Consider the following 24,706-nt stretch of genomic DNA (forward strand, 5'->3'; position numbering starts at 1 on the left):
CATAAGACTATATGGCTTTTTCCAGCAGCTGTCTCAGCTTAAAAATTGACTTTGAATGGATTTGGGATATGCGGGATGTTGATAGGCCCATTACTTCGCCAATTTCTGTAAGAGTTAATTCCTCTTTGTAAAATAAACTTAGCACAAGCTGCTCTTTTTCATTTAATTGTAAGATTTTTTCAGCCATTTCTTCCAAGATTTCATTCTTTAATACCTTTTCTTCTGGAATAATTGCTTTTTCATCCTTAATTGAATAACTGGCATCCTTTTCTTCTGAATCAGGCTGCTCATCAATTGAGAGGATATTTGCGTAAAAGTGTTCGTTCATAACAGAATACACTTCGTCTTCCTGCATTTCTGTTTCTTCAGCAATTTCACGCACTGTTGCATTGCGCATCAGCCGCTGCTGCAGCTTCTCAGTGGCAGCTTCAATTTTTTTCGCCTTATCCCTCGTACTTCGGGGAAGCCAATCTTCTTTTCTTAATCCATCTAGAATTGCACCGCGAATTCGAAAGGAAGCATATGTATCAAATTTCAAATCTCTTGCAGGCTCAAACTTTTCCAGCGCATCGTACAAACCCATTAACCCAAGGCTTCGTATATCATCTCTTGAAACATTCTTCGGCAGGGCAGCGGATATCCGCTGTACATGATAGCTTACAAGAGGCAAATATTTTTTCACAAGAAAATTCCCCGCTTGAGCATCACGAGAGTCGACCCATTTAGCCCAGTATGTGCTTTCTTCAGTTATCATGTCTGCCATGGCCATCCTCCTCAAACGTTTCCATTTCTATTAATTATTGTTAGTATATCAAAATGTTTCCTATAAAAATATTATCTTTCATCTTAACTGCTCAGTTCTTAATCAATAAATAAGGGGCTTGTCCTTCGAGGAAATAATTAGAGAGAATAATAAATAAGCCGGAGAGAAAATCAGCTTTTATGGCTGGCAGTGATCATCCGGCAGCATTTAAAACTAGTAAAGCCGACCTATATAAAGCTGATTCACTTGTAACTGCCCATATCTTAGAGCGGGAGCTTAAAGAACAACTTTGCCTTTATTAACAGTCCGAACCATCAGTTCGCCTGATTCAGGATTGAATTCAATTGTTCTGCCGCTATGCCCGCCAACATCTTCACCTAAAATAGCAATCTTTAATGAATATAGTTCCTTTTTAACCGCTTCCACATTCCTTGGGCCAATTCTCATTAAATCACTTCCGGAGGAGTATTGGAACATCTGGGCTCCGCCGGCAATTTTGGCATTTAATCGTGAAGCTTTTGCACCGCTTTTCAACAGAAGGCTCACTAAATCCCGGATTGCTGTATCAGCATATTTTGCTGAATTAAAGCTTGTGTTCTTTGCTAGAGAAGAATCAGGCAGCATAATATGTGCCAGCCCGGCAATTTCTGCACTAAGATCATAAAGAACCACACCGACACAGGAACCAAGTCCTGATGTCCTGATTAATCCGGGATTTTTAACTATATTCATATCTGCTATGCCGACTTTTACAATTTCTAAAAGACTATTCATAATCCGGAACTCCCAATGCCTTAAAGATTATTTGAAATGATTCAGGATCAGGAAGCAGAAAGAAATGGCCATTAACAGCATTCGTATTTTGAAGTTCATCATTTAAAGCTGTATCAATTACGATGGCGTAATCGCTCACCTGCGAAATTTCCAGGAGACCCGTTCCGATAATTGCCCCCACCATATCAATGCTAAGCATCGGCACTGAAGGGAAAAGTGACAGCTTAGTAAAATCCGATAATGAAGATAAATAGGATCCTGATAGAATGTTGCCAAGCTCCTGGAGCGCGGATAGAGCAAGTTCATCATATGGCAGCTCATCTGCACAGAAAGGAATATTTCCAGGCAGTTCCCGAATAAAGATTTCAGCCTGTACAAGAGGCAGGACAAAAAACATGCTGCCAGGGGCGTCTCCTTCTATCCTTAGGAACACCCCTGCCACAACACTTTCCGGTCCTCCGGCCATATCGATCATTTCATCAAAAGAAACAATTTTCACATCCGGGACAGACATATCGATTTTTTTATTAAGCAGCGTTGATAATGCAGTAGCCGCATGACCTGCACCAATATTCCCGATTTCTTTAAGAATATCCAATTGAATGCTGCTGATATTTTTTTCTGAAAAATTCATCCCGCGAATCCTTTTCCATCCTGAGCTGCCAATTCTTCCGGATTCAGGACTTTTTCCAAATCTATTAGGATAAATAATCGTTTTTCGATTTTTGTAACACCTTTGATAAAATCGGCCTCTTCTGAACCGATTACCTCCGGAGGGGGTTCAATTGATTCAGGCGCCACATCAATCACATCATTTGCAGAATCTACAATCAATCCGACTTCCATATCTTTCATTACTGCGATGATGACTCTTGAATGCTCATTATATTCAGCCTCTTCGAGGTTAAATCTGCTTCTTAGACTAATGATAGGTGTAACAACACCCCGTAAATTGATCACTCCTTTAACAAAACCGACTGTTCGAGGAACCCGGGTTATATGCTCAACCTTTTCAATGGAACGCACCTGATTAACCGGAATCGCATATTCCTTATCTTTCAGCTGAAATACAATCAATTTTAAATCCGCGGCTGCCGTCTCACTCATCATGTTCACTCCTCGTCAAAATTTATTATCTAATCAATGCATTGCAGTCCACTATCAGGGCAACCTGTCCATCTCCTAATATAGTTGCTCCGGAAATGGCAAACACGCTTGTTAAGTAGTTTCCAAGTGATTTTAAAACGACTTCCTGCTGCCCGATAAAGGAATCCACCACAAGCCCGGCCATCTTTTCCCCTTTTCTTACGATAACAACGGAAATGTATTCATCTTCATGATTGTCAGATGGCACTTCAAAGATTTCCTTCAATGAAAGGAGCGGAACAACCTTGCCTCTGAAATCAATCACCTTCTGATTATGTGCACTTAAGACGTCTTCTTTCCTGATAATGGCTGTTTCAATAATAGAAGATAGAGGGATTGCGTATTTTTCCTTCTCAATCTCGACGAGCATGACAGAAATAATGGATAAAGTTAATGGCAGCTGTATGGAGAATATGGACCCCTGTCCAACTTTTGAATCGATTGAAACTGATCCTCCCAATGACTCAATTGTATTCTTGACAACATCCAGCCCTACACCCCGTCCGGAAACATCTGAGATTTTATCTGCAGTTGAGAATCCTGAGGCAAAAATAAGTTCATATGCCTGTTTGTCGGTTAGTGCTGAAGCCGTTTGCTCCGTAATGATGCCATTTTTTAACGCTTTCTTTATAACCTTATCTTTGTTTATGCCTGCGCCATCATCCTCTATTTCAATGAAAACATGATTGCCGCTGTGATAAGCCTTTAGAATCACATTTCCTTCTTCACTTTTACCATTTGCTTTTCGGACTTCCGGTGTTTCAATACCATGGTCTAATGCATTTCGGATTAAGTGAACAAGCGGATCGCCAATTTCATCGATAACCGTTCGGTCCAGTTCGGTATCTGCACCGACAATATCGAGATTGATCATTTTATTTAAATCTCTTGCTAATTGTCTGACCATTCTCGGGAAACGATTGAATACTGTTTCTATTGGGACCATGCGCATATTCAGAATAATATTCTGCAGGTCTCCGGAAATTCTTGACATATGCTCAACCGTTTCATGGAGTTCCTGATTGTTTAATTCCTTGGATATTTGTTCAAGTCTGCCTCTGTCAATCACCAATTCTTCAAACAGGTTCATAAGGATATCCAGTCTCTCGATATTCACCCTAATGGTTTTGTTGCTGACTTGCTTTGCTGCAGGCGCCTTCTTTTCCTCTTTTGGCATCTCTGAAGCACGCTCTGCCTTCTCCTCCACATCAGGCTGCAGAGTACCTTCATCCTTCACAGCTTCCCGGGAGATATCATCACCCATAGAAACCTCGAGCACATCTATCCTATCCACTTCTGAGACCTTCAAAAGTTTTTGACGGATCACTTCGGGTGTTTCTTTGGTCACAATTGTTACAGAGAATTCCTGATCAAATTGCTCTTCTTCAAGCTGCTCAACAGAAGGAGTAGCTTTGATCACTTCCCCGCTCTTCTCAAGGACCTCAAAAACCATATAGACTCTGGCTGCTTTCAGCAGACAATCTGCCCGCAAGGCTATTGATATTTCATAGGTCTCAAAGCCCTGCTCCTTCGATTGCTGAATCACGGTCCACTCGAAATCATCATATGTACTCTTGACTGGTCCTGGCGGTTCAGCAATAGCTGCTGCCGTTTCGGCTCTTGCTTGCGACTGTGCCGGGCTTTCCCCTTTTTCAATAAGCATCAATTTTTCAACAGCAGCGGAAACATCCCTTTTGCCGTCTCCGCCTTCTGCAATTGATTGAACCATTGCTTCAAGATCATCAACAGCCAGAAAAACGACATCGAGAATTTCAGCATTTACCTTAATCTTCTGATTTCTGATGGCATCCAGAACATTTTCCATCTGGTGAGTTAGATTAGCGAGATCTTCATACCCCATAGTGGCCGACATGCCTTTCAGCGTATGGGCTGATCTGAATATCTCATTAACTATTTTTATATCATCAGGATTTTTTTCTAATTCAAGAAGCTGTTCATTGCACGACTGCAAATGCTCCTTGCTTTCTTCGATAAACACCTCTAAATATTGGTTCATCTCCATGTGCCTGCCCCCTCGGCTTTAAACAAATTTCAATATGGATTCTGCTATACGTTCAATATTCTGCACATCATCTGCCAGGCCCGACTCAATCACCGCTCTTGGCATTCCAAATACAATTGATGATTCTTTTGATTCAGCAATGGCTTTTACTTCACCGCTTTTCTTCATTGCCCTCAGGCCATTTCTGCCATCTGCTCCCATTCCTGTCATTACGACAGCAATTTTTCTGATCCCGTTAATTTCACCTATAGACTCAAACATCACATCAACTGAAGGTCTGTGTCCGTTCCTTGGCGGTGATTCATCCAGGTGAATCACAAGATCCCTGCCTGACCTTGCTGCAGTCAGATGAAAGCCACCAGGAGCAATGTAGGCTGTACCGTTTTTAAGAATATCCCCTTCTTCGGCTTCCTTAACCGATAACGCCGATAGTCCGTTTAGTCTGCTCGCCAGTGACTTCGTAAATCCGGCAGGCATATGCTGTACAATCAGAATCGGTGCGTTAAGATTTCCTGGAAGGCCGTTCAGCACTTTTTGAAGTGCCCGAGGTCCGCCCGTGGAAGTTCCTATACAGATAATCTGTTTGACTTTAAGGCTCGATTCAACAGCAGAACGATTAAGCTGAATAGATTGACACGGTTCTATTTTACTATAATTTCGATGAAGTCCGGCAGATTTTTTTCCAATACCTGAAAAATTAACCAGACCTTTCATATTCGCTTTGCTTGCCTGCACTACTTTATCTGTTAATTCAGTTTTTATTTTATGCAGGTCCAGTGAGATTGGCCCAGATGGCTTCGCTATAAAATCTACTGCCCCATATTCCATGGCTGTAAAGGTATTTTCAGCACCTTCTTTCGTTGTGCTTGAAAGCATGACTACAGGAACCGGCATAGTTTTCATAATTATTTTGAGAGCTTCCAGGCCGTTTAGAACCGGCATTTCAACATCCATGGTTACTGCATCAGGATTTAATTCTTTAATCTTCCTTAAGCCCTCTTCTCCGTTTCTGGCTGTCCCGATAACTTGAATTCTCTCATCTTCAGACAGGAGATCTGCAATCAGTTTCCTCATAAAGGCTGAATCATCTACCACAAGCACTTTGACACTCTTCATGCTGATTCACCGCCTATTAAAAAGAAATTTTTTTAGCTTCGAAATAAACTGGGAAGTATGATATTCACCAGCCTGCCCGCCAGCTCTGCCGCCAACTTTCTCAGTCATATTCCGAATCGCTTTTGAAGCAGCTGAATTTTCCTGATAAATAATGAAAGGAATTTGCCGTTTAACAGCCAGCTGTATGCTGCGATCATCCGGAATAATTCCCAGGAGGTCAGTATCTCTCCCTAAGAATCTTGATGCGACAGCAGAAATCCTCTTATATGTTTCCTGCCCTTCTCTCTCTCCTTCAGACCGATTAATGACCAAATGAAATGGAATCGTATCATCCAAAAGATGTATATGCTTCATTACTGAGTATGCATCAGTGATAGACGTTGGTTCAGGTGTAGTAATGACCGCAATTTCCTGAACTGAGAGTATGAACTTCGCGGATTCTTCTGTAATGCCTGCACCCATATCAAAGATGATATATTCATAATTTTGAATGAGCTGGGCAAGTTCTCCGGTGAATCTTGAAATTTGCTCATCATCGAGTTTCACAATATGCGAAAGGCCCGTCCCGCCGCCAATATAATCAAGTCCATATGGTCCCTCAGAAATAATATTATTTAAAGGCATATCCTTTTCTAAAAAATCAGCAATTGAATAACTGGCTGATCTTCCCATAAGAATCTCAACATTCCCCATGCCAATATCCAAATCGAATAACAATACTCTGTGGCCCGTTTTGCATAATGAAATAGAGAAATTCAATGAGAAATTTGATTTCCCTACTCCCCCTTTTCCGCTCACCACTGCTATTGTTTTAAATTGATGACTTCTGCTGTCTTCTTCTTTCAGCCTGGCTCTTAGCCTTTCTGCCTGATCGTTCATTTCTTATTCCCCATTAGTTGTTTTACAATATCTTCCGGCCCTGCCATCAGGATATCATCAGGAACATCCTGGCCATTTGTAATATAAGCTGTGCCTTTTTTATATTTATGAATGATGTTGTACATCGCACCGTAAGTTGACGTTTCATCTGCCTTTGTGAAGATAAGTTTATCAATGTCTATAATTGAGAACTGATTATATATATCTTCCATATCCTTTTGTTTCGCGGTAAGCGAGAGCACTAAAAAGGTTTCCATATCCTTCTCGAAATCAATCACATTCTTTAAATCTTCTACATACTGTCTGTTCCTGAAATTCCGTCCGGCTGTATCTATTAAAACAAGGTCATATTCTTTCAGTTTCTCTGCTGCCTGTCTGAAGTCATCTATTGTGTAGCAAACTTCTAAAGGTATATCCAGGATGCCTGCATATGTTTTTAATTGATCGATCGCCGCTATCCTGTAGGTGTCGGCTGTGATAAATGCAGCCTTTTTTTTATGTTTTATCACACACTCTGCTGCCATCTTCGCCAAGGTAGTTGTTTTCCCTACTCCAGTAGGACCTGCTACATTGATATATTTTTTGGTGAAAGAAATCCCGCTGAATGGAATATCCTCAATTTGCTTTATAAGTTCTTCTTGCAGCCAGGCCTCCACTTCAGCAGCTTTAGCTTTGGCACCGCCCAGGTACCATTTTTCCAGCAATACTTGAAGCACCTGATCCTGTATTGAATTGTCAATTTCCTGTTCATTAAGTAATTGCATGACTTTTCTTATCGCTTCAGGGTAGACAGTACTTATCTGCTTTCCACCTGCCAATGAGGACATCATTTGTTTCAGGCTGCTTATCTCTCTAATCAGCTCATCTGATGTTCTTGATCCGGGAAATTGAGAATCTTCAGTGTTTCCCTTGAAATGATTTGAAGCAGCAGGGATTGCTGCAGGCTTAACAGCGGGTTTTTGTTCTATTTCCTGATTTGAATCCGCTGCGGCCATTACTTCTATATTTCTCTTTTTAAAAAAGCCTAAAACCCCGCCTGTATATACTACTCGAGAATTTAAAATTACGGCATCCTTACCCAATTCCGCGCGTATTTGTTTCATCGCATCAGGCATGGACGCTGCCATGAACTTTTTTACCTTCAATCTATATTCACCACCCCGACACTTTGAACTTCCGCATTTGCTTCCAGCTCGTTATAGGAAAGGATAGGTATCTGCGGGAAATACCTTTCAGTTAATTGCCGGACATACATCCTGACTGCTGGAGAACAAAGGACGATTGGCGTCTGCTCCATCAATGAAAGCTGTTCAACCTGGGAAGCAATTGATTCAAGAATATTCTGCGATACCGTTGGATCCATGGATAAATAATTGCCATGTTCTGTCTGCTGAACACCTTCTGCAACCATTTTCTCGACTCTCCCTGATAGGGTAACAACTTTTATAGAGTCACCCTGCTGTGAAAACTGGCTGGTAATTTGTCTGGCCAAAGACTGACGGGCATATTCTGTAAGCAAATCTGTATCGCTGGTAGATTTGGCAAAATCGGCAAGTGTTTCAAAAATAACCGGCAAATTCCGGATCGAAACGTTTTCCCTCAATAATTTTGCAAGCACCTTTTGAACTTCACCAACAGACAATGGATTTGGTGTAACTTCTTCAACAAGGATAGGATAACTTTCCTTAACATGATCAATCAGCTGTTTTGTTTCCTGGCGTCCCAATAATTCATGAGCATTGCTTTTTATAACTTCTGTTATATGAGTAGAAACAACAGATGGCGGGTCAACGACTGTATAGCCGAAAATTTCTGCCTGCTCCTTCATTTCTTCTGTTATCCATTTTGCCGGCAGGCCGAAGGAAGGCTCAACCGTATCAATTCCTTCGATGCTATCATCTTCAATACCGGGACTCATTGCTAAATAATGATCGAGCAGAAGCTCGCCGCGGGCCATTTCATTTCCTTTAATCTTCAATCTGTATTCATTCGGCTGCAGCTGAATATTATCACGTATTCTAACAACCGGAATGACTAGGCCTAATTCAATCGCCAGCTGTCTTCTGATCATTACAATCCTGTCCAGAAGGTCCCCGCCCTGATTCATATCGGCAAGAGGTATTAACCCATAGCCAAACTCGAATTCTATCGGATCTACATTTAATAGGTTAACCACGCTTTCAGGGCTTTTCATTTCATCGGTTTCGATCTCTTCTTCCATCTCCAGCAGCTGCTCTTTATCCGGCTGTGGAGTCTTAGCTATCGTATATCCGCCAAAAATCATCAAGCCGCCAATCGGCAGTGTTAAAACGAGCCCTATCGGTGTCAATAACCCCAGCAGAATGATAGTTCCGCCAGTAACATATAACATTTTCGGATAAGCAAACAGCTGGGAAGTAATGTCTTTTCCAATATTTCCATCTGATGCTGCCCTTGTTACTACAATACCCGTTGCTGTGGAGATTAACAGTGCCGGAATTTGACTGACAATTCCGTCCCCAACCGTCAGCATTGAATATTTCATGGCAGCCTCTGCAAACGGCAGCCCCAGCTGCATCATCCCAATGACAATACCAAATAATAGATTGATAAGCGTGATAATGATTCCTGCTATGGCGTCACCTTTTACAAATTTACTCGCGCCATCCATTGAACCGTAGAAATCAGATTCACGGCTGATTTTTTCACGGCGTTCCCGGGCTTCGTGCTCAGAGATCATTCCTGCATTCAAGTCTGCATCAATGCTCATCTGTTTACCCGGCATGGCATCAAGTGTAAAACGCGCTGCCACTTCGGAAACCCTCTCAGACCCTTTGGTAATGACGATAAATTGAATAATAATGAGGATTAAGAATACAACAAGTCCGACTATGACATTACCGCCGGTTACGAATGAACCAAATGTTTCAACGACCTTTCCTGCTTCCCCTTCCGATAAAATGGATCTTGTTGTAGAAACATTCAATCCCAGCCTGAATAATGTCATTAACAATATTAAGGAAGGAAAAATGGAAAACTCGAGCGCTTCCTTCATATTCATGGCCGTCAGCAAAACCATAAGTGCAAGCGCAATATTAATGATTATCAGTACACTTAAAAGCCAAGGCGGGAAAGGAATAATAAGCATGGCTACTATTAGAATTACACTCATCAATACTGATAAGTCTCTTACTTGCATTGAAACTCTCTCCTTACAAGAAAAGCGCAGGCGCTGGAGCTGGTCAGTTATCGCTGTTCAAATAACAATAGTTTTTTATCTTACAAAAAGCGGAACCGCCAGCTATTTCATATTTCTTAAGTTAAATTTTGTTTTTAGTTCTGTACACGTAGGCTAAAATCTCTGCAACAGCTTTGAAAAACTCTTCAGGGATAGCCTGGCCAATTTCTGCCTGACTATAAAGAGCCCTGGCAAGCGGCCTGTTTTCAACAGCAACCACATCATGCTCCTTTGCGATCAATTTAATCTTTTGGGCAACAAAGTCCACACCTTTCGCCACTACAATCGGAGCATCACTTTTAACTTCATCATAGCTCAGGGCTATGGCAAAATGTGTTGGGTTCGTGATAACCACATCCGCTTTAGGGACTTCCTGCATCATCCTTCTCATTGCCATTTCCCTCTGTCTTTGCTTAATCTTGGATTTAATTAACGGATCCCCTTCAATATTTTTGTGTTCATCCTTAATGTCCTGTTTTGACATTCGGATGTTCTTTTCAAAATCGTATTTTTGATAGAGATAATCCAGGACGGATAAAAATAGCAGTGCCGCTGAAGCAATCAAACCCATTTGAACGGTTAGGCTGGCAATTGTGGCCATCGCCGTTCCGACTGATTTTTGAGATAGGATTAATATTTCATCTATTCTTACCCATAAAACCGCAAACGCAGCGACACCCACAAAAGCAATCTTGAGCATCGACTTCAGCAGTTCCACGATCGCCCTCATGGAAAAAATACGCTTAAAGCCTTTTATTGGATCCAGTTTCTCCAATTTAGGCTGTATTGCTTCTGTTGACAAAAGAGTACCTACCTGCATGAAGTTAGCAAGCACACCCGCAAGCATAGCAACCAGCATGATCGGACCTAAAAATAGAATCAGTTCCTTTAAGACATCAAGAAAGATCACCTGAACATTCGCCTCTGTCAGCGGCATCATCATATAATCATTAAATGAATGCGTAAATATATAAAGAATGATATTCTTCAAATACGACCCGGCAAACAGTAAAAACAGAAACACCGCTAAAAGGACGATGGCTGTATTTACATCCTGGCTTTTGGCTACTTGTCCTTTTTTTCTGGAATCCTGCCTCTTTTTCGGAGTGGCTTTTTCTGTTTTTTCTCCGGAAAAAAGCTGGAGATCTAAAGAAAGCAATAACCTCATTCTATGAACCTCCCATAAGCTCCATCAGCCCTCTCATTGTCTGAAGCATCGTTTCAATTGCAAGGGAAAAAGCGTATATTAATACACTCATAACAATGATCAGAACAATAAAACTGACGCCTATTTTCAAAGGAAGTCCGACGACGAAAACATTTAGCTGCGGAACTGTCCTGGCGACAATCCCTAACGCGACATCTACAAGAAACAGACTGCCGACTACAGGGATGGACATCTGAAAGGCAATGACGAACATCGTATTCATGGCTTTAATGACATATTCAGCCATATTTTCATCCCCAAAAGAAATCCATGCCTGATCTAGCGGGATAAAATTATAGCTGTAAAACACTCCATCAAGCATGAGATGGTGGCCATTGATAGTTAATAAAAAAAAGAGAGCGATCGTATACAAATACTGTCCCATTAATGGGCTCTGCGCTCCTGTCTGCGGATCAATCACATTCGCAATGGCAAAACCCATCTGAAAATCAATAAATCCTCCGGCAATTTGAATGGCTGAAAGGATCAAATAAGCAATAAATCCAACCATCAGCCCAACCAATGCTTCTTTTATGATTAAAAGAAAAAATGTGCCGTCAATTTCTAGAGCAGGGACATCCATGCCAAGGAACATAATCCAGGCCAAAAAGAAGCCTAGGCCAATTTTGTGTGATGCCGGGATGGATCTGTATGAAAAAAGGGGCATCATTAAAAAGAAAGATGTCACCCTAACAAAAATAAGTAAAAAAGCAGGAAAAGAAGGCAGAAAATCTAACATATCATCAGCCTACAAACCTGGTCAAATTAGAAAAAATCTCATTTGCATAAGAGAGCATATGGCTAAGCATCCATGGTCCAAAGAAAACAACGCCGACAAGGACCGCTACGATTTTAGGAATAAAAGCCAGCGTCTGTTCCTGAATTTGAGTGGTAGCCTGAAAGATGCTGACTACCAAGCCGACTACTAGTGCCAGAATTAGCAAGGGACCGCAAATCATCAATACTGTGATGATCCCTCTTTCTGCAATGGATATAACTGTTTCTGGAGTCATTCTGAATGTTCACCTGCTTAAAAGCTTTGTAAAAGGGATTTAACTACTAAGTACCATCCGTCCACGAGTACAAATAATAATATTTTGAACGGAAGCGAAATCATAACGGGAGGAAGCATCATCATCCCCATGGACATCAAAACACTGGCAACAACCATGTCGATAACCAGAAATGGAATAAAAATCATAAAGCCAATTTGAAATGCTGTTTTAATTTCGCTTATGGCAAAGGCCGGAACAAGACTCGTAAGCGGAATATCTTCAATGGAAGCCGGTGCTTCAGCTCCGGAGTATTCAAGAAATAAAGCCAAATCCTTCTGCCTGGTATGGGCACTCATAAATTCTTTAAAGGGTATTGAAGCTTTTTCATATGCTTGTTCCAGATTTATTTCTTCATTGAATAAAGGTGTTAAAGCCTGTTCGTTCACTTCCTGCATGGTCGGAGCCATTATAAAGAATGTCAGGAACAAGGATAAGCCTATTAAAACTTGGTTCGGCGGCATTTGCTGAGTAGCAAGCGCCGTTCTGACAAAGGAAAGAACGATGACAATCCTTGTAAAACAAGTCATTAATATTAGAATACTCGGCGCGAGAGAAAGTACCGTCAGCAATAAAAAAAGCTTCACAGATGTAGATACATTTTCAGGAGAGCTGCTATTAAAAAACTCCATGAATTCATTCATCTTTCTTCTGGCCCTTTCTTTCTAACTCATCAAACAGTTTTTTTCTGCCCTTTTTCATTTCAGCCAGCTGAATCCCGAGCAGTGTACTGAAATTTTGGCTGCCTTGCTTGCTTTCCTCTGTTTGCTGTGTTCTTTTCATCACCTTTGTCACAATATCGCTTGGACGGATAAGCTGTTCCAGTTTGTCATTATGCTCTTTGATGATCTGGCTGTACTCTTCTGAGTTGTCTATTTCTTTTAACAGCTGAATATTTTCTCCTACCCCTACTACCAAAATGCGCTTTCCCACTTTAATCAGCTGGACTGACCTGTTTGCACCTAAAGCTGTACCACCGAGGTTTTCAACTAATTGCGACCTGTTATATACCTTGCTTTTTTTATTGATGAACTTTAGGAGAGCATATAGTAATCCAATAGTGAAGCCTGTTGCTAAAATCATTTTTATAAAATCCCAGGAAGTAAGACCGACCTTTCCGCTTTCATCCTTTTCAGGCTGTCCTTCAGCTGCCTCTGAATCCTTTGATTCTTTTGTTTCCTTTGATTCCTGTTCCTTGCATTTATCAGGGTTATCCATACATTCTTTAACACTATTATTCAATTGCTCTGCCTGGGCCAGCGGCTGCACGCCCAGCAGAACAATTGATAACAACAGCAGCAAAGAAATCACTTTCTTTACATTCCACACTATTTTGCACCCTCTAAAAAGAATAATCACTAGCCCAAAGTTTTGCCGATTGCTTCAAGTACTCTATCAGCCTGGAACGGTTTTACGATAAAATCCTTCGCGCCAGCTTGAATGGCATCAATAACCATCGCCTGCTGGCCCATTGCAGAACACATAATGACTTTTGCACTTGGATTTAATTTTTTGATTTCTTTCAGAGCTGTAATTCCATCCATTTCCGGCATGGTGATATCCATTGTGACAAGGTCGGGCTGTGTTTCCTTATATTTTTCAACAGCCTGCGCACCGTCAGCAGCTTCACCTACAACGTCATAGCCATTCTTGGATAAAATATCTTTTATCATCATTCTCATAAAAGCTGCATCATCAACTATTAAAATTTTATGTGCCATTCTTATATCCCCCGCTTATTATCTTAATTTTTTTATACGGTCACTCTGGCTGATAATATCTGTAACCCTCACACCAAAGTTCTCATCAATGACAACCACTTCACCCTGGGCAATTAACCGGTTATTCACCAGAATGTCAACAGGTTCACCGGCCAGTTTATCCAGTTCAATAATTGATCCTGAAGACAATTCAAGAATTTCCTTAACGGAACGTTTGGTCCTTCCCAGCTCAACCGTTACCTGAAGCGGTATATCCAAAAGCATATCTAAATTTTTTGTTTCAGTCTCTTGCATATGGTATGGTTCAAAGCTCGAAAAAGCTGCCGGCTGTACATTCGGCTGCACTCCATTTGCATAAGAGCCTCCGAAATGCTGCGGTCCGGAATGCTGGGCATGGTTTTGTGCAGGTGTATAGCTTTGAGGGTTTGAACCCTGATTCATAACCGGCTGTGAATAAGCCGGAGTCTCTGGATAATTTGTTTGAGCATACTGCTGGTCATAACCGGAAGTGTTAACTTCTGGTTTTTTATCAAATGAAAGCTGGCTTTCCTGATAATCAGGCTGTGCTTGCGCCGCTGGCTTCTCTTCAGAGACAGCGCTATTTTCTGGAAGATCCTGACCCGGATTTAATAATTCATTTACAAGGCTTTTGCCAAATTCCAGAGGAAGCAGCTGCATAATATTCGAGTCGATCAGACTGCCAATTTTCAGTCGGAACGAAATCCTTACAAGCATGTCATCAGCTGGAACTCTGTCGGCACCTTCTCCCTGGGGCAAATCAAGAATGTCGATTGCCGGCGGTGAAATATCAACCTTTTTTCCAAAGATGGTTGACATTGAAGTGGCTGCAGAACCCATCATCTGGTTCATTGCCTCCTGAACAGCGCTTAACTGAATTTCCCCCATTAGTTCAGCAGGGCTGGTTCCATCTCCCCCAAGCATTAAGTCAGCAATGATGGCAGCATCCGATTGCTGTATTACCAGCAGGTTGCTTCCGAAGAAACCTTCCGTATAATTCACCTGAATTGCTACATAAGGATGCGGGAATTCATCAGCTAATTTCTTGCGCAAAACAACTGAAACAGCCGGAGTTGTGATATCAACTTTTTGATTCAATAACGTAGACAATGCTGTTGCAGAACTTCCGAAAGAGATATTGCCGATTTCACCTAAAGCATCCTGTTCCATAGGGGACAAATAATCCTCAGTTTGAAAAAATGCCTCATTATAACTTTCTGTTTCGTCGCTGTCGTCAGCTGCTCCCCTTAATAGAGCATCAATTTCATCTTGCGAAAGCATATCATCACTCATCATCCTCATCTCCCCCTTTCACAGTGTCTAAGATTTGCACAGCCATTTTTTTGTTCAATTTTCCGGGCTGTCCAATGAATTTAGGGATATTGCCGACTTTAATAGTAAGCGGCCTATCAATTCCCTGGTTTAACTCAATGACATCTCCAATATCAAGTGATAAGAATTCCTGAATGGCTATGTCAGAACTGCCGAGTTCACATATGACCGGAACTTCCGCTTTCTGAATGTTTCGTTCAAGCCTGGCAATGACCTCCGGCTCCCTTTCCTTTTTGTCCGTCTGCATCCAATAATGTACAGACAGCTTAGGAATAATGGGCTCGAGAACGACGTGAGGTATACATATATTAATCATTCCGCTCGTTTCCCCAATGGTCGTATTTAGTGAGATGACGACGACTGTTTCATTTGGCGAGACCATCTGCAGAAATTGCGGATTCACCTCAAAATCAGACAATATCGGATCAATGTCAGCGATTGTACTCCAGGCTTCCCTTAAGTTTTCAAATGCCCTTTCAAATGTAGCTGACATGATTTTTGTTTCAATTTCTGTTAAATTATCAACTTTATTGATGCTTGTCCCTCGGCCGCCCATCAGCCTGTCCATCATGGCATAGGCGACGTTTGGATTCACTTCCATAAGAATTCTTCCATCCAGAGGGGGCACTTCAATTACATTCAGTATTGTCATTTTCGGGATGGACCTGATAAATTCTTCATATGGTATCTGGTCTGCAGAAGCAACCGAAATCTGGACATAGGTCCTCAGCTGGGCAGAAAAAAAAGTGGTTAGAAGCCGGGCAAAATTCTCATGAATTCTAGTTAAACTTCGTATTTGATCTTTAGAAAATCTTAAAGCTCTCTTAAAATCATAAACTTTTACTTTTTTCTCAGTTTGTTCCTTTTTCAGTTCATCTGCATCCATTTCTCCGGTAGAGAGAGCCGAAAGCAGGGCATCAATCTCGCTTTGCGATAAAACCTCACCTGACATGAATCCTCACCTCCATCTATTGCAGTTAATTATTTGGTTATCACTGGAGGAGAGATTCAGTTATGTACACCTGAACGATCTTTCCTTCTTGCATTAAACCGTTTATCTTGGTTTTCAAATCTTCCTGCAGCTTAATTTGACCTTCTTTCCCCTGTATATCCTCTGCTTTCATTTCAGACAATTCCTGAATGATGAGATTTTTAACCTGAAAATCTCTTTTTTGCAATTCCTCTTTTGCTTTTTTGTTTTCAGTCTGGATTTTAAAAGAAATCCTGATATAATCATCACTCGCTAAATTGGCTGTAACTTGCGGAATATCCACAGAGGCCTCCAGCACTTCATCAATGGTCGGCTCTTTTGTTTCATTATCACCCGAAAACTTCATTACAAGCACAAGGGCAATAGCTCCTATAAGCGTGATTGCTACAAGCATCATTAACATTATCATTAACAGCTTATTGTTCTTCATTTTCATTTCCCTCCGACAGCTGCTGCCCCAGTAGATTAACAGATTGATAGAATCCTAATATCAGTTGCATGACTCGGTCTTCAGATTCCTTTACAACATACTTCTTTCCATTAGTGAGTGTAATTGTCGTATCTGGAAAAGACTCTACTGTTTCTATGTACAAAGCATTCAATACAAAAGTTTTGCCGTTCAGGCGAGATACTATAATCAATGTTTTTTTCAGGGCTAAAGATCGTGTATCTTCAGCCCTGACCCTCCTTTAGATTAACGTTTTAAATTAACAAGCTCCTGCAGGATTTCATCTGATGTTGTAATGATTCGGGTGTTTGCCTGGAAACCGCGCTGGGCTGTAATCATTTCAGTGAATTCTTCTGATAGGTCTACGTTGGACATTTCCAGGGAGCCAGCAGCAATAGTTCCTCGTCCTTCTCCTGCAACATTTATGTTTGCTGTACCTGAATTGATTGACTCTTGAAATAAGTTATTCCCTGCTTTGGTTAAACCTGAAGTATTGCTGAATTCAGCCAAAGCTAATTGACCGAGAACATTAATTTCGCCATTCGAATAGACCCCATTAATTTCTCCCATGGCACCTATATTAAAGCTTTCAAGTTTTCCTTCTGCATATCCATCCGGATCAATAACAGCATTTGATGCATTGTTTGATTGAGTTAATTGAGTAACATTTAGTGTTAATCCTGTTAAATCATTAGTTCCGTCACCATCCAGATCCAGATCAAAAGTACCAGGGTTAGTGCTTCCAGTAAAACTAGTTGTCCTGGTTGGTGATGATGGATCATCTGGATGACTTGTATTTACATATACATCCCACTGATTAGCCGTACTAGTTTTCTTTAAATGAATATTAATTGAATGAGCTTTTCCATCATTATCAATCACTTTAACTTGCTGTGTTACAACAAATCCAGATTGTGTGTTTGTTAAATTTCCTATAATATCAATATTTTTTGTAGGCTTGGCTGCTAATACAGCATTTACATCTACTACTACATCACCTAATTGATTGTTTTGATTATAAGCTTGTACTTTTAACCCATCTCCATTTACAAGTGTTCCTCTATCATCAAGATAAAAATTCCCTGCCCTTGTATAAAATTGCGCATCACCCTGTTTAACTACAAAATATCCATCACCATCAATCCCAAGGTCTAACGAACGCCCAGTGGTCTGCAAACTTGAACCCGTATGAATCGTATCAATTGTAGCAATCGTTGACCCCAGCCCTACCTGCATCGGATTCTTACCACCGCGATTATCCTGGGCGGCACTTGCTCCAGAAATTGTCTGGTTCATCGTATCTTTAAAAGTTACACGTCCCTTTTTGTAGCCGAATGTGTTTACATTCGCAATATTATTTCCAATGACATCAAGCTTCGTTTGAAAGTTTTTCATTCCGCTTATTCCTGAGTACATCGAACGTAGCATATCTTGAATTGCTCCTCTCTTTATTGGCAGCTTCTGTCATTCCGCAGCCCAGGCTTCCTTAATAAAGGTCCAGCCTTGTTAATTTAATCAAGAATAATAGTTCCATTAATGTTGGTGAAAATTTGAGTACCTGCTTCTTGTCGATCCATAGCAGTTATTACTGTATTGTTTTTGGCGCTTACAACAAGTGCAGCATCCTTCAGTAATACAAGGGATTCATTTACACCCAGCTTTTTTGCTTCATGCATTTTATTTTCAATTTGATGCCAGCGGTCACTTGTGATTTCTATGCCTCTTTGATTCATCCGCTGTTCTGCATGTTTACTGACAATTAGTTTGCTGTTATTTTCCAGGGCAGTCTGCAAATGTTTTGAAAAACCATTTTGCACCTTGTTGGTTAAATGAACAGGGTTAGCCTGTTTGGTGACTACATTCTGGCTATGGATCGGACGAAACATCAACTTATCCATCCAATCACGCTCCTTTATTTATTCAACACCGATAATTTGAGACGCTGTTATGCTCATTTTGCCATCTTCCAATTGGAAAAGTGTCTTGCCATCTCTAAAAGAAACTGACTTGATTAGAGAAGAAACTTCCTTTTTATCAGCATCCAGAAAAGTAACCTTTTTGCCAATCATCATACTGGCCTGCTGTACATGACTATCTTTGGATGCTTCTTTAACCTGTGATATATTTGCTGGTTCCAGCTTGGTTCCATCTTCTAAAATAAAGAGTACACTGCTGTCTTTAAACTGAATAGAAGCTACTTTGCCATTCCCCTCTTCAATAGTTGGCGGATTAGCCGGGTCATCTGATTCTATCAATTTATGCCATGTAACATTTTTCCCAACAAATTGATTGTATGAAATTAATTGATTTTGCTCATTGGCTTGAACAAACTTCTCCATTGTCTTATTCATATTGGTCATCTGCTCCAAAGACGAGAAGGTTGCCATTTGCGCAATGAAGTCCTTGTCCTGCATCGGATTCATAGGATCCTGGTTTTGCAGCTGTGTCATTAGAATCTTCAGGAAATCATCTTTGCCTAATATATCTGAGCCGGTTTTTCGGGATTGGCTTTGGTAGTTTGATAGCATCAGGGAAGAATCTATTGTGTTTGCCAATTACTATCACTCCTATGCTTCTGTATTAAGAAGTGCTTCTTCAAAAGAGCTGTTAAATTCTCTCTCAGGCTGCGGATTATTTTGATCATCCTTGTTCTGCTGCTGCCTCTGTTCCTGCTGCTGGTGATCTTTGTTGAAGGACCGATCCTGCTGTGTCATTTGCTGAGAGATTTCTATTCTCTCGATCTGGATGTTTTGTGAACTAAAGGCCTGCTTCAATCCGTTAATATGTGAATCCAGAATTTCTTTAGCTGCTCCAGTGGAAGTAAGTATCCTTGCAAGCATCGCAGAGTCCTTTTGAATAAGCTCTATGCGCAGCGCTCCAAGATGGTCAGGATTCAGCTTGATAAATAACTTTTGTGTCCCTCCCGTTTTGAGGAAACTGCTCCTGGATAAAATGTTTTCAAATTGCTGCATAAGCTGGTCTGCACTTACTGTCTTTCCCTGAGGATTCAGGAGAGCCATCTGTTCAGGTTTTGAAAAGGATTGAACCTGAATAAATCCCTGTAAACCAGTTTCTGCTCTGTGTATGGTTTTAGCGGCAGTCTGACCAGCAGATTCATAAGCAGTATTATTTTGTTGTTTTATAGAGTTTAATTCGGCTGCAAGCGGGGTAAAAATCTTCTGTAAAATACCCTCTCTATTTTTTATCAAACTCTCAATTTTCACTTGAACATTATTCAGGAAATCTTTCAGGTTTAGTTTACTAGTGTGAAAGTCCTGTTTCGCAGACAGCAATTCATATAATTTCAGAACTTTTAATGCCCCGCTAAAATCTTTCCCCTGCAAGCTGATGCCTTCTGTTTGATCAAAATTGGAGATTGCTGAAATTAATAAACGGATTTTGTTTTCTGGATCTATATCTTCTTTAGAATATACACCCTTAAGTTTTACTTCCGGCAGTACCTGTTCAATAAAACCCTCAAGCATCTGCACCAATTCTTCCTGTGAAAGATCCAGCTGCTTTGAAATGATATCAATGATGTCAGTTTCATTTTGAAACGAAATCTTCTTTAACAGCTCGCTTCCGTTTTCTAATTCAGTGACCTCACTCACTTTAAGAAATTCAATTATTTCCTTTAACTGTTCGTTCTTATTCTCATCTGCTGCAGAAGATAAGTTTTCTCCTTGCACTTTGGAGCTTCCAGTTAAAGCGGAGAAAAGACTTCCAAAACCACTGCTGCCTGTATCTTGCAGAGATAATTTATCATCGGATGAATATTTTGATTGAATGAATCCTAATCCTCCTATTTGCATATTTACACCTCCTCTCAAGACTGGTTACTAGTTATCCGATACGCCGCCTTTTTCTTTGGCAGCAGTCAGGAGCGCTGTATACCGTGCAGCATCTTCCGGATTCATCTTTTCCATGATGGCAGCCAGCGTATCAGAATTAACATTTGATAGTATTTTTACTGCTTCTTCATCCTTCATCTCCGTTAAAATGGGTGCTGCTTTTTTAGCAGAAATGTTTTCATAAGTCTTTACGATATCTTTAAATGCGCGCTTGTTCTCTTCCTTTATAGCCGTAAGTTCGCTGATTTCTTCTTCTAGCCTCTGCTTTTCCAGCCCTGCTCTTTCTATTTCCAGCTCTTTGCTGTCAAGCTCGCTTTCCAGCTGAGATATCCTTGCTTCACGATCTTTAACTTCTGCCTGCAGTCCGATAAGCTGCTCCTCCATCACTTCCTGTGAACGGGAATTTGTATCATCAAAAACCGAAGCTATAAATGGCACTTTCCGGCTAAATTCTTTAGCTGTTTCAAAAATGTTATTTCCGGTAATTGTAAAAACCAGCAGAGCTACAGTTATTCCGAACAGGATCGGGATTAAGAAAGCATATATAAACCACTGAAACCTGCTTGTTTTTGGTTTCTCTTGTTCTTCTGACATTCTTTCCATTTAACCACCTAATTTCCCCGATTCATATACAGCTGAATCGAGATATCATCCATTTGCCTTCCTTCTGCTTGCTTCATACTTTCCAAAAAGCCTGCTAAATCTTTTTCCTGCATTTTTTCATATTTTTTTACTTCTATATTTTTTTCCATCAGTTTTTCCTGCTGGAAATTCATTTGGTTTCTTGCATTTGCCACCATCTTTTGATAGTGGTCAATTGTTTTCTCAAGGCTGCTCACAAAATGCTGGTGATGCCTGATTTCCTGAACAGGAAGTCCTTCAGTCAGTCTTGATAGCTGATATTCTTCCAGATCTTCTTTCTTTTTCAGCAGATCGTACAGTTTCTTTGCAGTTTCTTCGAATCGTTTTACAGCCTGATTGTATACATCAAACGCCTGATCTTTTTCTCTTTCTTTAATCTTCAGGATTTTATTGAATTTAAATTGGTACTGCATTTTTTATTCTCCTTTTCCAGCTAATCCCTTTAATTGGCCAATGCTTTCCAAGATAGAAATTTTTTCATTCGTTTCTTGTTTCAAAAAAGAGATTATCGAAGGATACAATCGTATGGCTTCGTCTATTTCCATAGATGACCCGCGTTTATAGGCTCCTATATTTATTAGATCCTCTGCATTGATATATGTGCTCAGCATTTCTCTTAATTTTTCTGCTGACTTAATATGAGAAGCATCTGCAATATGGTTCATTACCCTGCTTACACTTTTCAGGACATTTATAGCGGGATATTGCCCCTTATTCGCTAATGACCGGTCCAGGACAAAGTGTCCATCCAGTATTCCCCTGACTGTATCCGCGATTGGTTCATTCATATCGTCGCCGTCCACCAATACGGTATAAAATGCCGTTATAGAGCCATATTCGTTTGTTCCTGTTCTTTCAAGCAGCTTAGGCAATACGGCAAAAACAGATGGCGTATACCCTTTTGTTGTTGGCGGTTCACCGACTGCAAGGCCAACTTCCCGCTGCGCCATTGCCACCCGTGTTACCGAATCCATCATTAACATGACATTTAAGCCTTTGTCTCTGAAATATTCAGCAATTGCTGTGGCTGTGTATGCCCCTTTAATTCTCATGAGTGCCGGCTGGTCAGACGTAGCGACAACCACGATGGATCTTTTTAACCCCTCCGGGCCTAAGTCCCTCTCAATAAACTCCCTAACTTCCCTGCCCCTCTCGCCAATAAGGGCAATCACATTTAAATCTGCATTAGTATTGCGGGCTATCATTCCAAGAAGAGTGCTTTTTCCAACTCCGCTTCCTGCAAAAATCCCGACCCGCTGTCCGTTTCCTACAGTGAGCAGGCTGTCGATCATCCTTACACCTACTTCAATAGGTTCAGAGATCGGTGGCCTTTTCAGCGGATTAGGAGGAGTTTGTTCCGTTAGGACAGGCGTCAGCCCTTTTGGCAGAATTGACCCATCGAGAGGCTGTCCCAGTGAGTCTATCGCCTGGCCAATTAGAGCTGGACCTATCTTCACCTCAAGAGGTCTCGCAGTTGTCTCGACAAGAGAGCCTGGTGAAATATCCTGTACATCTGTATAAGGCATAAGAATCACATTCTCATTCTTAAATCCGACTACTTCCGCCTGGATCTTTCTTATGCGCCCTTTGCCGATATGAATAATGCATACATCCCCAATTGAACTTTCCGGGCCTTGGGACTCAATCATCAGACCCACTACTCTTTTTACCCTGCCAAAACGCTTAAAGCTATCTACTTTTTCAATCTCGCTGATCAGCTGTTCAAGTTTCAATTTGGTTCACTCTCCAGCATTTCAAAGAGTTTTATTTTTATTTCTTCAAGCTGGCTGTCAACACTGGCTTCAATTCGTCCGTTTGCTGATTCAATTATGCAGCTTGTATTGCTTAGTTCATCATCTGGATAAATATATAAATCTGTCTCTTTAGGAAATACCCGGATTAGATCTTCCTTATGGGATAGCAGCAAATCATAGTGCATTGGGTGCACATGAAGCTGAATCTCAGTATATTCTCTCGCTTCCTTTAAAGCCCTTTTTACAATAGAAAGGAAATGGTCACTATTCTGTTCAAGAACTTCGCCGAGTATTTTCCCTGCAACCTTTAATCCGAGATTCAGAATGGTCCGTTCTGATGATTCGATGTGCAGCTGATAATCATGTTTTGCTGAGTGTACAACCTCTCTTGCCATATGAATCAGTTCACTGTATTCCCTGAGAGCGCTTTGCCTGCCTTCATCTGCTCCCGCAGCAAATCCTTGTGATCGGGATTCCTCAAGAACTTTTTGTTTTTCCTGTTCAAGCGCCCCTCGCTGCTCTTCCATTTGCCGGGCCAAATTTTCTGAATCTATTCTTGCAGAGTTTACAATCCTCTCAGCTTCCTCACGGGCACTTTTCAGCATGGCTTGAAGCTCTTCATGGGGTCTTGCCGCACTCTGCTCTACTGCCTCTTCAATGTGGTTTGAATTGCTTTGCAGCAGTCTGATCGAAATGACCTTCTTTTCTTCTTTCGGCACTGCGGGAGAGTATGATTTTATTAGCCTAGACAATAATATCATCTCCTCCGCCGCGAGCGACGATGATCTCCCCTGATTCTTCCAATCTTCTTATAATGCCAACTATTCTTGATTGGGCTTCTTCAACATCTCTTAATCTCACAGGACCCATGTATTCCATTTCATCCTTAAAGGTTTCAACCATTCTGGATGACATATTTTTAAAGACAATTCCTTTAACTTCATCACTGGATACCTTGAGTGAAAGCATAAGGTCTTCACTTTCACAATCCCGGATAACACGCTGTATAGCGCGGCTATCAAGAGTAACGATGTCTTCAAAAACAAACATTCTCTTCTTAATTTCTTCAGCAAGCTCCGGATCCTGAATCTCCAGCGCATCCAAAATGGTTCTTTCGGTCGCACGGTCAACTCCATTAAGCACATCGACAACAGACTCGATGCCCCCGGTCTGGGTATAATCCTGAGTTACTGTTGAAGATAGTTTTCGCTCCAGGATCTGTTCAACTTCATTTATAATCTCAGGAGAGGTGCTGTCCATAACGGCAATTCTTCTGGCGATATCCGCCTGCATCTCCTGAGGCAATTCTGATAGAATCTGCCCTGCCTGAGCCGGATCAAGATAGGACAATATTAATGAAATGGTCTGCGGATGTTCATTCTGAATAAAATTCAGTATTTGTGCCGGATCCGCTTTTCTGGCGAAATCAAATGGCCTTACCTGCAGAGAAGACGTTAATCTGTTAATAATTGCTGAAGCCTGCTCTGTACCTAATGCTTTTTCCAGAACTGTTTTTGCATATCCAATCCCGCCCTGGGTAATATAATCCTGTGCCAGGGCAATCTGATGGAATTCTTCAAGGATTTCTTCTTTAACATAAGAATCAACTTTCCGAACACCCGAGATTTCCAGGGTCAACTTTTCAATCTCTTCCTCGCTTAAATGTTTATAAACAGAGGATGCAACATCAGGACCAAGGGAAATAAGAAGAATAGCCGCTTTTTGCTTACCTGTTAATGCTTTCTGATCTTTTTTTGGCATCTTTCACCCTC

General features: G+C 41.0%; 28 protein-coding genes. All 28 read right to left on the reverse strand.

What is annotated here, in order from left to right:
• Nucleotides 1–7: 7 nt before the first annotated feature.
• Nucleotides 8–763 (reverse strand): FliA/WhiG family RNA polymerase sigma factor, encoded by a 756-nt coding sequence (locus BFI01S_RS01600; RefSeq protein WP_061791043.1) that lies wholly within the window; start codon nucleotides 761–763, stop codon nucleotides 8–10.
• Nucleotides 764–1,039: 276 nt separating this feature from the next.
• On the reverse strand, nucleotides 1,040–1,537 hold the full coding sequence (locus tag BFI01S_RS01605) for a chemotaxis protein CheD (RefSeq protein WP_061791044.1): 498 nt from the start codon (nucleotides 1,535–1,537) through the stop codon (nucleotides 1,040–1,042).
• Nucleotides 1,530–2,171, reverse strand: a complete 642-nt coding sequence (locus BFI01S_RS01610) for a chemotaxis protein CheC (protein WP_061791045.1) — start codon at nucleotides 2,169–2,171, stop codon at nucleotides 1,530–1,532. The genes BFI01S_RS01605 and BFI01S_RS01610 overlap by 8 nt, the downstream gene beginning before the upstream one ends.
• A complete protein-coding gene (locus BFI01S_RS01615) occupies nucleotides 2,168–2,644 on the reverse strand; it encodes a chemotaxis protein CheW (protein WP_061791046.1) in 477 nt (158 codons plus the stop codon). The genes BFI01S_RS01610 and BFI01S_RS01615 overlap by 4 nt, the downstream gene beginning before the upstream one ends.
• A 25-nt stretch (nucleotides 2,645–2,669) precedes the next feature.
• Entirely contained in the window at nucleotides 2,670–4,706 is a 2,037-nt protein-coding gene (locus BFI01S_RS01620; protein WP_061791047.1) for a chemotaxis protein CheA, read from the reverse strand.
• A gap of 18 nt (nucleotides 4,707–4,724) precedes the next feature.
• A complete protein-coding gene (locus tag BFI01S_RS01625) occupies nucleotides 4,725–5,822 on the reverse strand; it encodes a protein-glutamate methylesterase/protein-glutamine glutaminase (RefSeq protein ID WP_061791048.1) in 1,098 nt (365 codons plus the stop codon).
• Nucleotides 5,823–5,828: 6 nt separating this feature from the next.
• Nucleotides 5,829–6,701, reverse strand: a complete 873-nt coding sequence (locus BFI01S_RS01630; RefSeq protein ID WP_061791049.1) for a MinD/ParA family protein — start codon at nucleotides 6,699–6,701, stop codon at nucleotides 5,829–5,831.
• Nucleotides 6,698–7,846, reverse strand: coding sequence for a flagellar biosynthesis GTPase FlhF (gene flhF / locus BFI01S_RS01635; RefSeq protein ID WP_061791050.1), 1,149 nt, complete (start codon nucleotides 7,844–7,846; stop codon nucleotides 6,698–6,700). The genes BFI01S_RS01630 and flhF overlap by 4 nt, the downstream gene beginning before the upstream one ends.
• The gene (gene flhA / locus BFI01S_RS01640; RefSeq protein ID WP_061791051.1) at nucleotides 7,843–9,879 is read right to left on the reverse strand and encodes a flagellar biosynthesis protein FlhA; all 2,037 of its coding nucleotides are present in this window, start codon (nucleotides 9,877–9,879) and stop codon (nucleotides 7,843–7,845) included. The genes flhF and flhA overlap by 4 nt, the downstream gene beginning before the upstream one ends.
• A gap of 121 nt (nucleotides 9,880–10,000) precedes the next feature.
• Complete coding sequence (gene flhB / locus BFI01S_RS01645) at nucleotides 10,001–11,086, reverse strand: flagellar biosynthesis protein FlhB (protein ID WP_061791052.1); 1,086 nt, start codon at nucleotides 11,084–11,086, stop codon at nucleotides 10,001–10,003.
• A 1-nt stretch (nucleotide 11,087) separates the two neighbouring features.
• A complete protein-coding gene (gene fliR / locus BFI01S_RS01650; RefSeq protein ID WP_061791053.1) occupies nucleotides 11,088–11,864 on the reverse strand; it encodes a flagellar biosynthetic protein FliR in 777 nt (258 codons plus the stop codon).
• 4 nt (nucleotides 11,865–11,868) lie between these two features.
• Nucleotides 11,869–12,138 (reverse strand): flagellar biosynthesis protein FliQ, encoded by a 270-nt coding sequence (fliQ, locus tag BFI01S_RS01655; RefSeq protein ID WP_009330744.1) that lies wholly within the window; start codon nucleotides 12,136–12,138, stop codon nucleotides 11,869–11,871.
• Nucleotides 12,139–12,155: 17 nt separating this feature from the next.
• On the reverse strand, nucleotides 12,156–12,821 hold the full coding sequence (gene fliP, locus BFI01S_RS01660) for a flagellar type III secretion system pore protein FliP (RefSeq protein WP_035328986.1): 666 nt from the start codon (nucleotides 12,819–12,821) through the stop codon (nucleotides 12,156–12,158).
• Complete coding sequence (locus BFI01S_RS01665; protein ID WP_235831073.1) at nucleotides 12,814–13,506, reverse strand: flagellar biosynthetic protein FliO; 693 nt, start codon at nucleotides 13,504–13,506, stop codon at nucleotides 12,814–12,816. The genes fliP and BFI01S_RS01665 overlap by 8 nt, the downstream gene beginning before the upstream one ends.
• 29 nt (nucleotides 13,507–13,535) lie before the next feature.
• Nucleotides 13,536–13,898 carry a response regulator gene (locus BFI01S_RS01670; protein WP_035328984.1) on the reverse strand — a complete coding sequence of 121 codons (363 nt, stop codon included), beginning with the start codon at nucleotides 13,896–13,898 and terminating at the stop codon, nucleotides 13,536–13,538.
• A gap of 18 nt (nucleotides 13,899–13,916) precedes the next feature.
• Entirely contained in the window at nucleotides 13,917–15,212 is a 1,296-nt protein-coding gene (gene fliY, locus BFI01S_RS01675; protein WP_061791054.1) for a flagellar motor switch phosphatase FliY, read from the reverse strand.
• Complete coding sequence (gene fliM / locus BFI01S_RS01680; RefSeq protein WP_061791055.1) at nucleotides 15,202–16,200, reverse strand: flagellar motor switch protein FliM; 999 nt, start codon at nucleotides 16,198–16,200, stop codon at nucleotides 15,202–15,204. Before fliM ends, fliY begins: the two co-directional genes overlap by 11 nt.
• Nucleotides 16,201–16,240: 40 nt before the next feature.
• Nucleotides 16,241–16,669, reverse strand: a complete 429-nt coding sequence (gene fliL, locus BFI01S_RS01685; RefSeq protein WP_048009017.1) for a flagellar basal body-associated protein FliL — start codon at nucleotides 16,667–16,669, stop codon at nucleotides 16,241–16,243.
• Nucleotides 16,656–16,880 (reverse strand): flagellar FlbD family protein, encoded by a 225-nt coding sequence (locus BFI01S_RS01690; protein WP_061791056.1) that lies wholly within the window; start codon nucleotides 16,878–16,880, stop codon nucleotides 16,656–16,658. Before BFI01S_RS01690 ends, fliL begins: the two co-directional genes overlap by 14 nt.
• A gap of 53 nt (nucleotides 16,881–16,933) precedes the next feature.
• Nucleotides 16,934–18,115 carry a flagellar hook protein FlgE gene (locus BFI01S_RS01695; RefSeq protein WP_061791057.1) on the reverse strand — a complete coding sequence of 394 codons (1,182 nt, stop codon included), beginning with the start codon at nucleotides 18,113–18,115 and terminating at the stop codon, nucleotides 16,934–16,936.
• Nucleotides 18,116–18,198: 83 nt separating this feature from the next.
• On the reverse strand, nucleotides 18,199–18,585 hold the full coding sequence (locus BFI01S_RS01700) for a TIGR02530 family flagellar biosynthesis protein (RefSeq protein ID WP_061791058.1): 387 nt from the start codon (nucleotides 18,583–18,585) through the stop codon (nucleotides 18,199–18,201).
• 18 nt (nucleotides 18,586–18,603) lie between these two features.
• The gene (gene flgD, locus BFI01S_RS01705; RefSeq protein ID WP_061791059.1) at nucleotides 18,604–19,242 is read right to left on the reverse strand and encodes a flagellar hook assembly protein FlgD; all 639 of its coding nucleotides are present in this window, start codon (nucleotides 19,240–19,242) and stop codon (nucleotides 18,604–18,606) included.
• A 12-nt stretch (nucleotides 19,243–19,254) separates the two neighbouring features.
• Nucleotides 19,255–20,499: a flagellar hook-length control protein FliK gene (locus BFI01S_RS01710; RefSeq protein WP_061791060.1), complete on the reverse strand. Its 1,245-nt coding sequence runs from the start codon at nucleotides 20,497–20,499 to the stop codon at nucleotides 19,255–19,257.
• A gap of 27 nt (nucleotides 20,500–20,526) precedes the next feature.
• Nucleotides 20,527–21,141 carry a MotE family protein gene (locus BFI01S_RS01715; protein WP_061791061.1) on the reverse strand — a complete coding sequence of 205 codons (615 nt, stop codon included), beginning with the start codon at nucleotides 21,139–21,141 and terminating at the stop codon, nucleotides 20,527–20,529.
• 8 nt (nucleotides 21,142–21,149) lie between these two features.
• Complete coding sequence (gene fliJ, locus BFI01S_RS01720) at nucleotides 21,150–21,593, reverse strand: flagellar export protein FliJ (protein ID WP_061791062.1); 444 nt, start codon at nucleotides 21,591–21,593, stop codon at nucleotides 21,150–21,152.
• Nucleotides 21,594–21,596: 3 nt separating this feature from the next.
• The gene (gene fliI / locus BFI01S_RS01725; RefSeq protein ID WP_061791063.1) at nucleotides 21,597–22,913 is read right to left on the reverse strand and encodes a flagellar protein export ATPase FliI; all 1,317 of its coding nucleotides are present in this window, start codon (nucleotides 22,911–22,913) and stop codon (nucleotides 21,597–21,599) included.
• Nucleotides 22,910–23,695, reverse strand: coding sequence for a flagellar assembly protein FliH (fliH, locus tag BFI01S_RS01730; protein ID WP_061791064.1), 786 nt, complete (start codon nucleotides 23,693–23,695; stop codon nucleotides 22,910–22,912). Before fliH ends, fliI begins: the two co-directional genes overlap by 4 nt.
• Nucleotides 23,679–24,695 (reverse strand): flagellar motor switch protein FliG, encoded by a 1,017-nt coding sequence (gene fliG / locus BFI01S_RS01735; RefSeq protein WP_061791065.1) that lies wholly within the window; start codon nucleotides 24,693–24,695, stop codon nucleotides 23,679–23,681. Before fliG ends, fliH begins: the two co-directional genes overlap by 17 nt.
• Between the last annotated feature and the right edge of the window lie 11 nt (nucleotides 24,696–24,706).

Origin of the sequence: Cytobacillus firmus NBRC 15306 (assembly GCF_001591465.1) — a bacterium.
GTDB classification, from domain to species: Bacteria; Bacillota; Bacilli; order Bacillales; family Cytobacillaceae; genus Cytobacillus; species Cytobacillus firmus.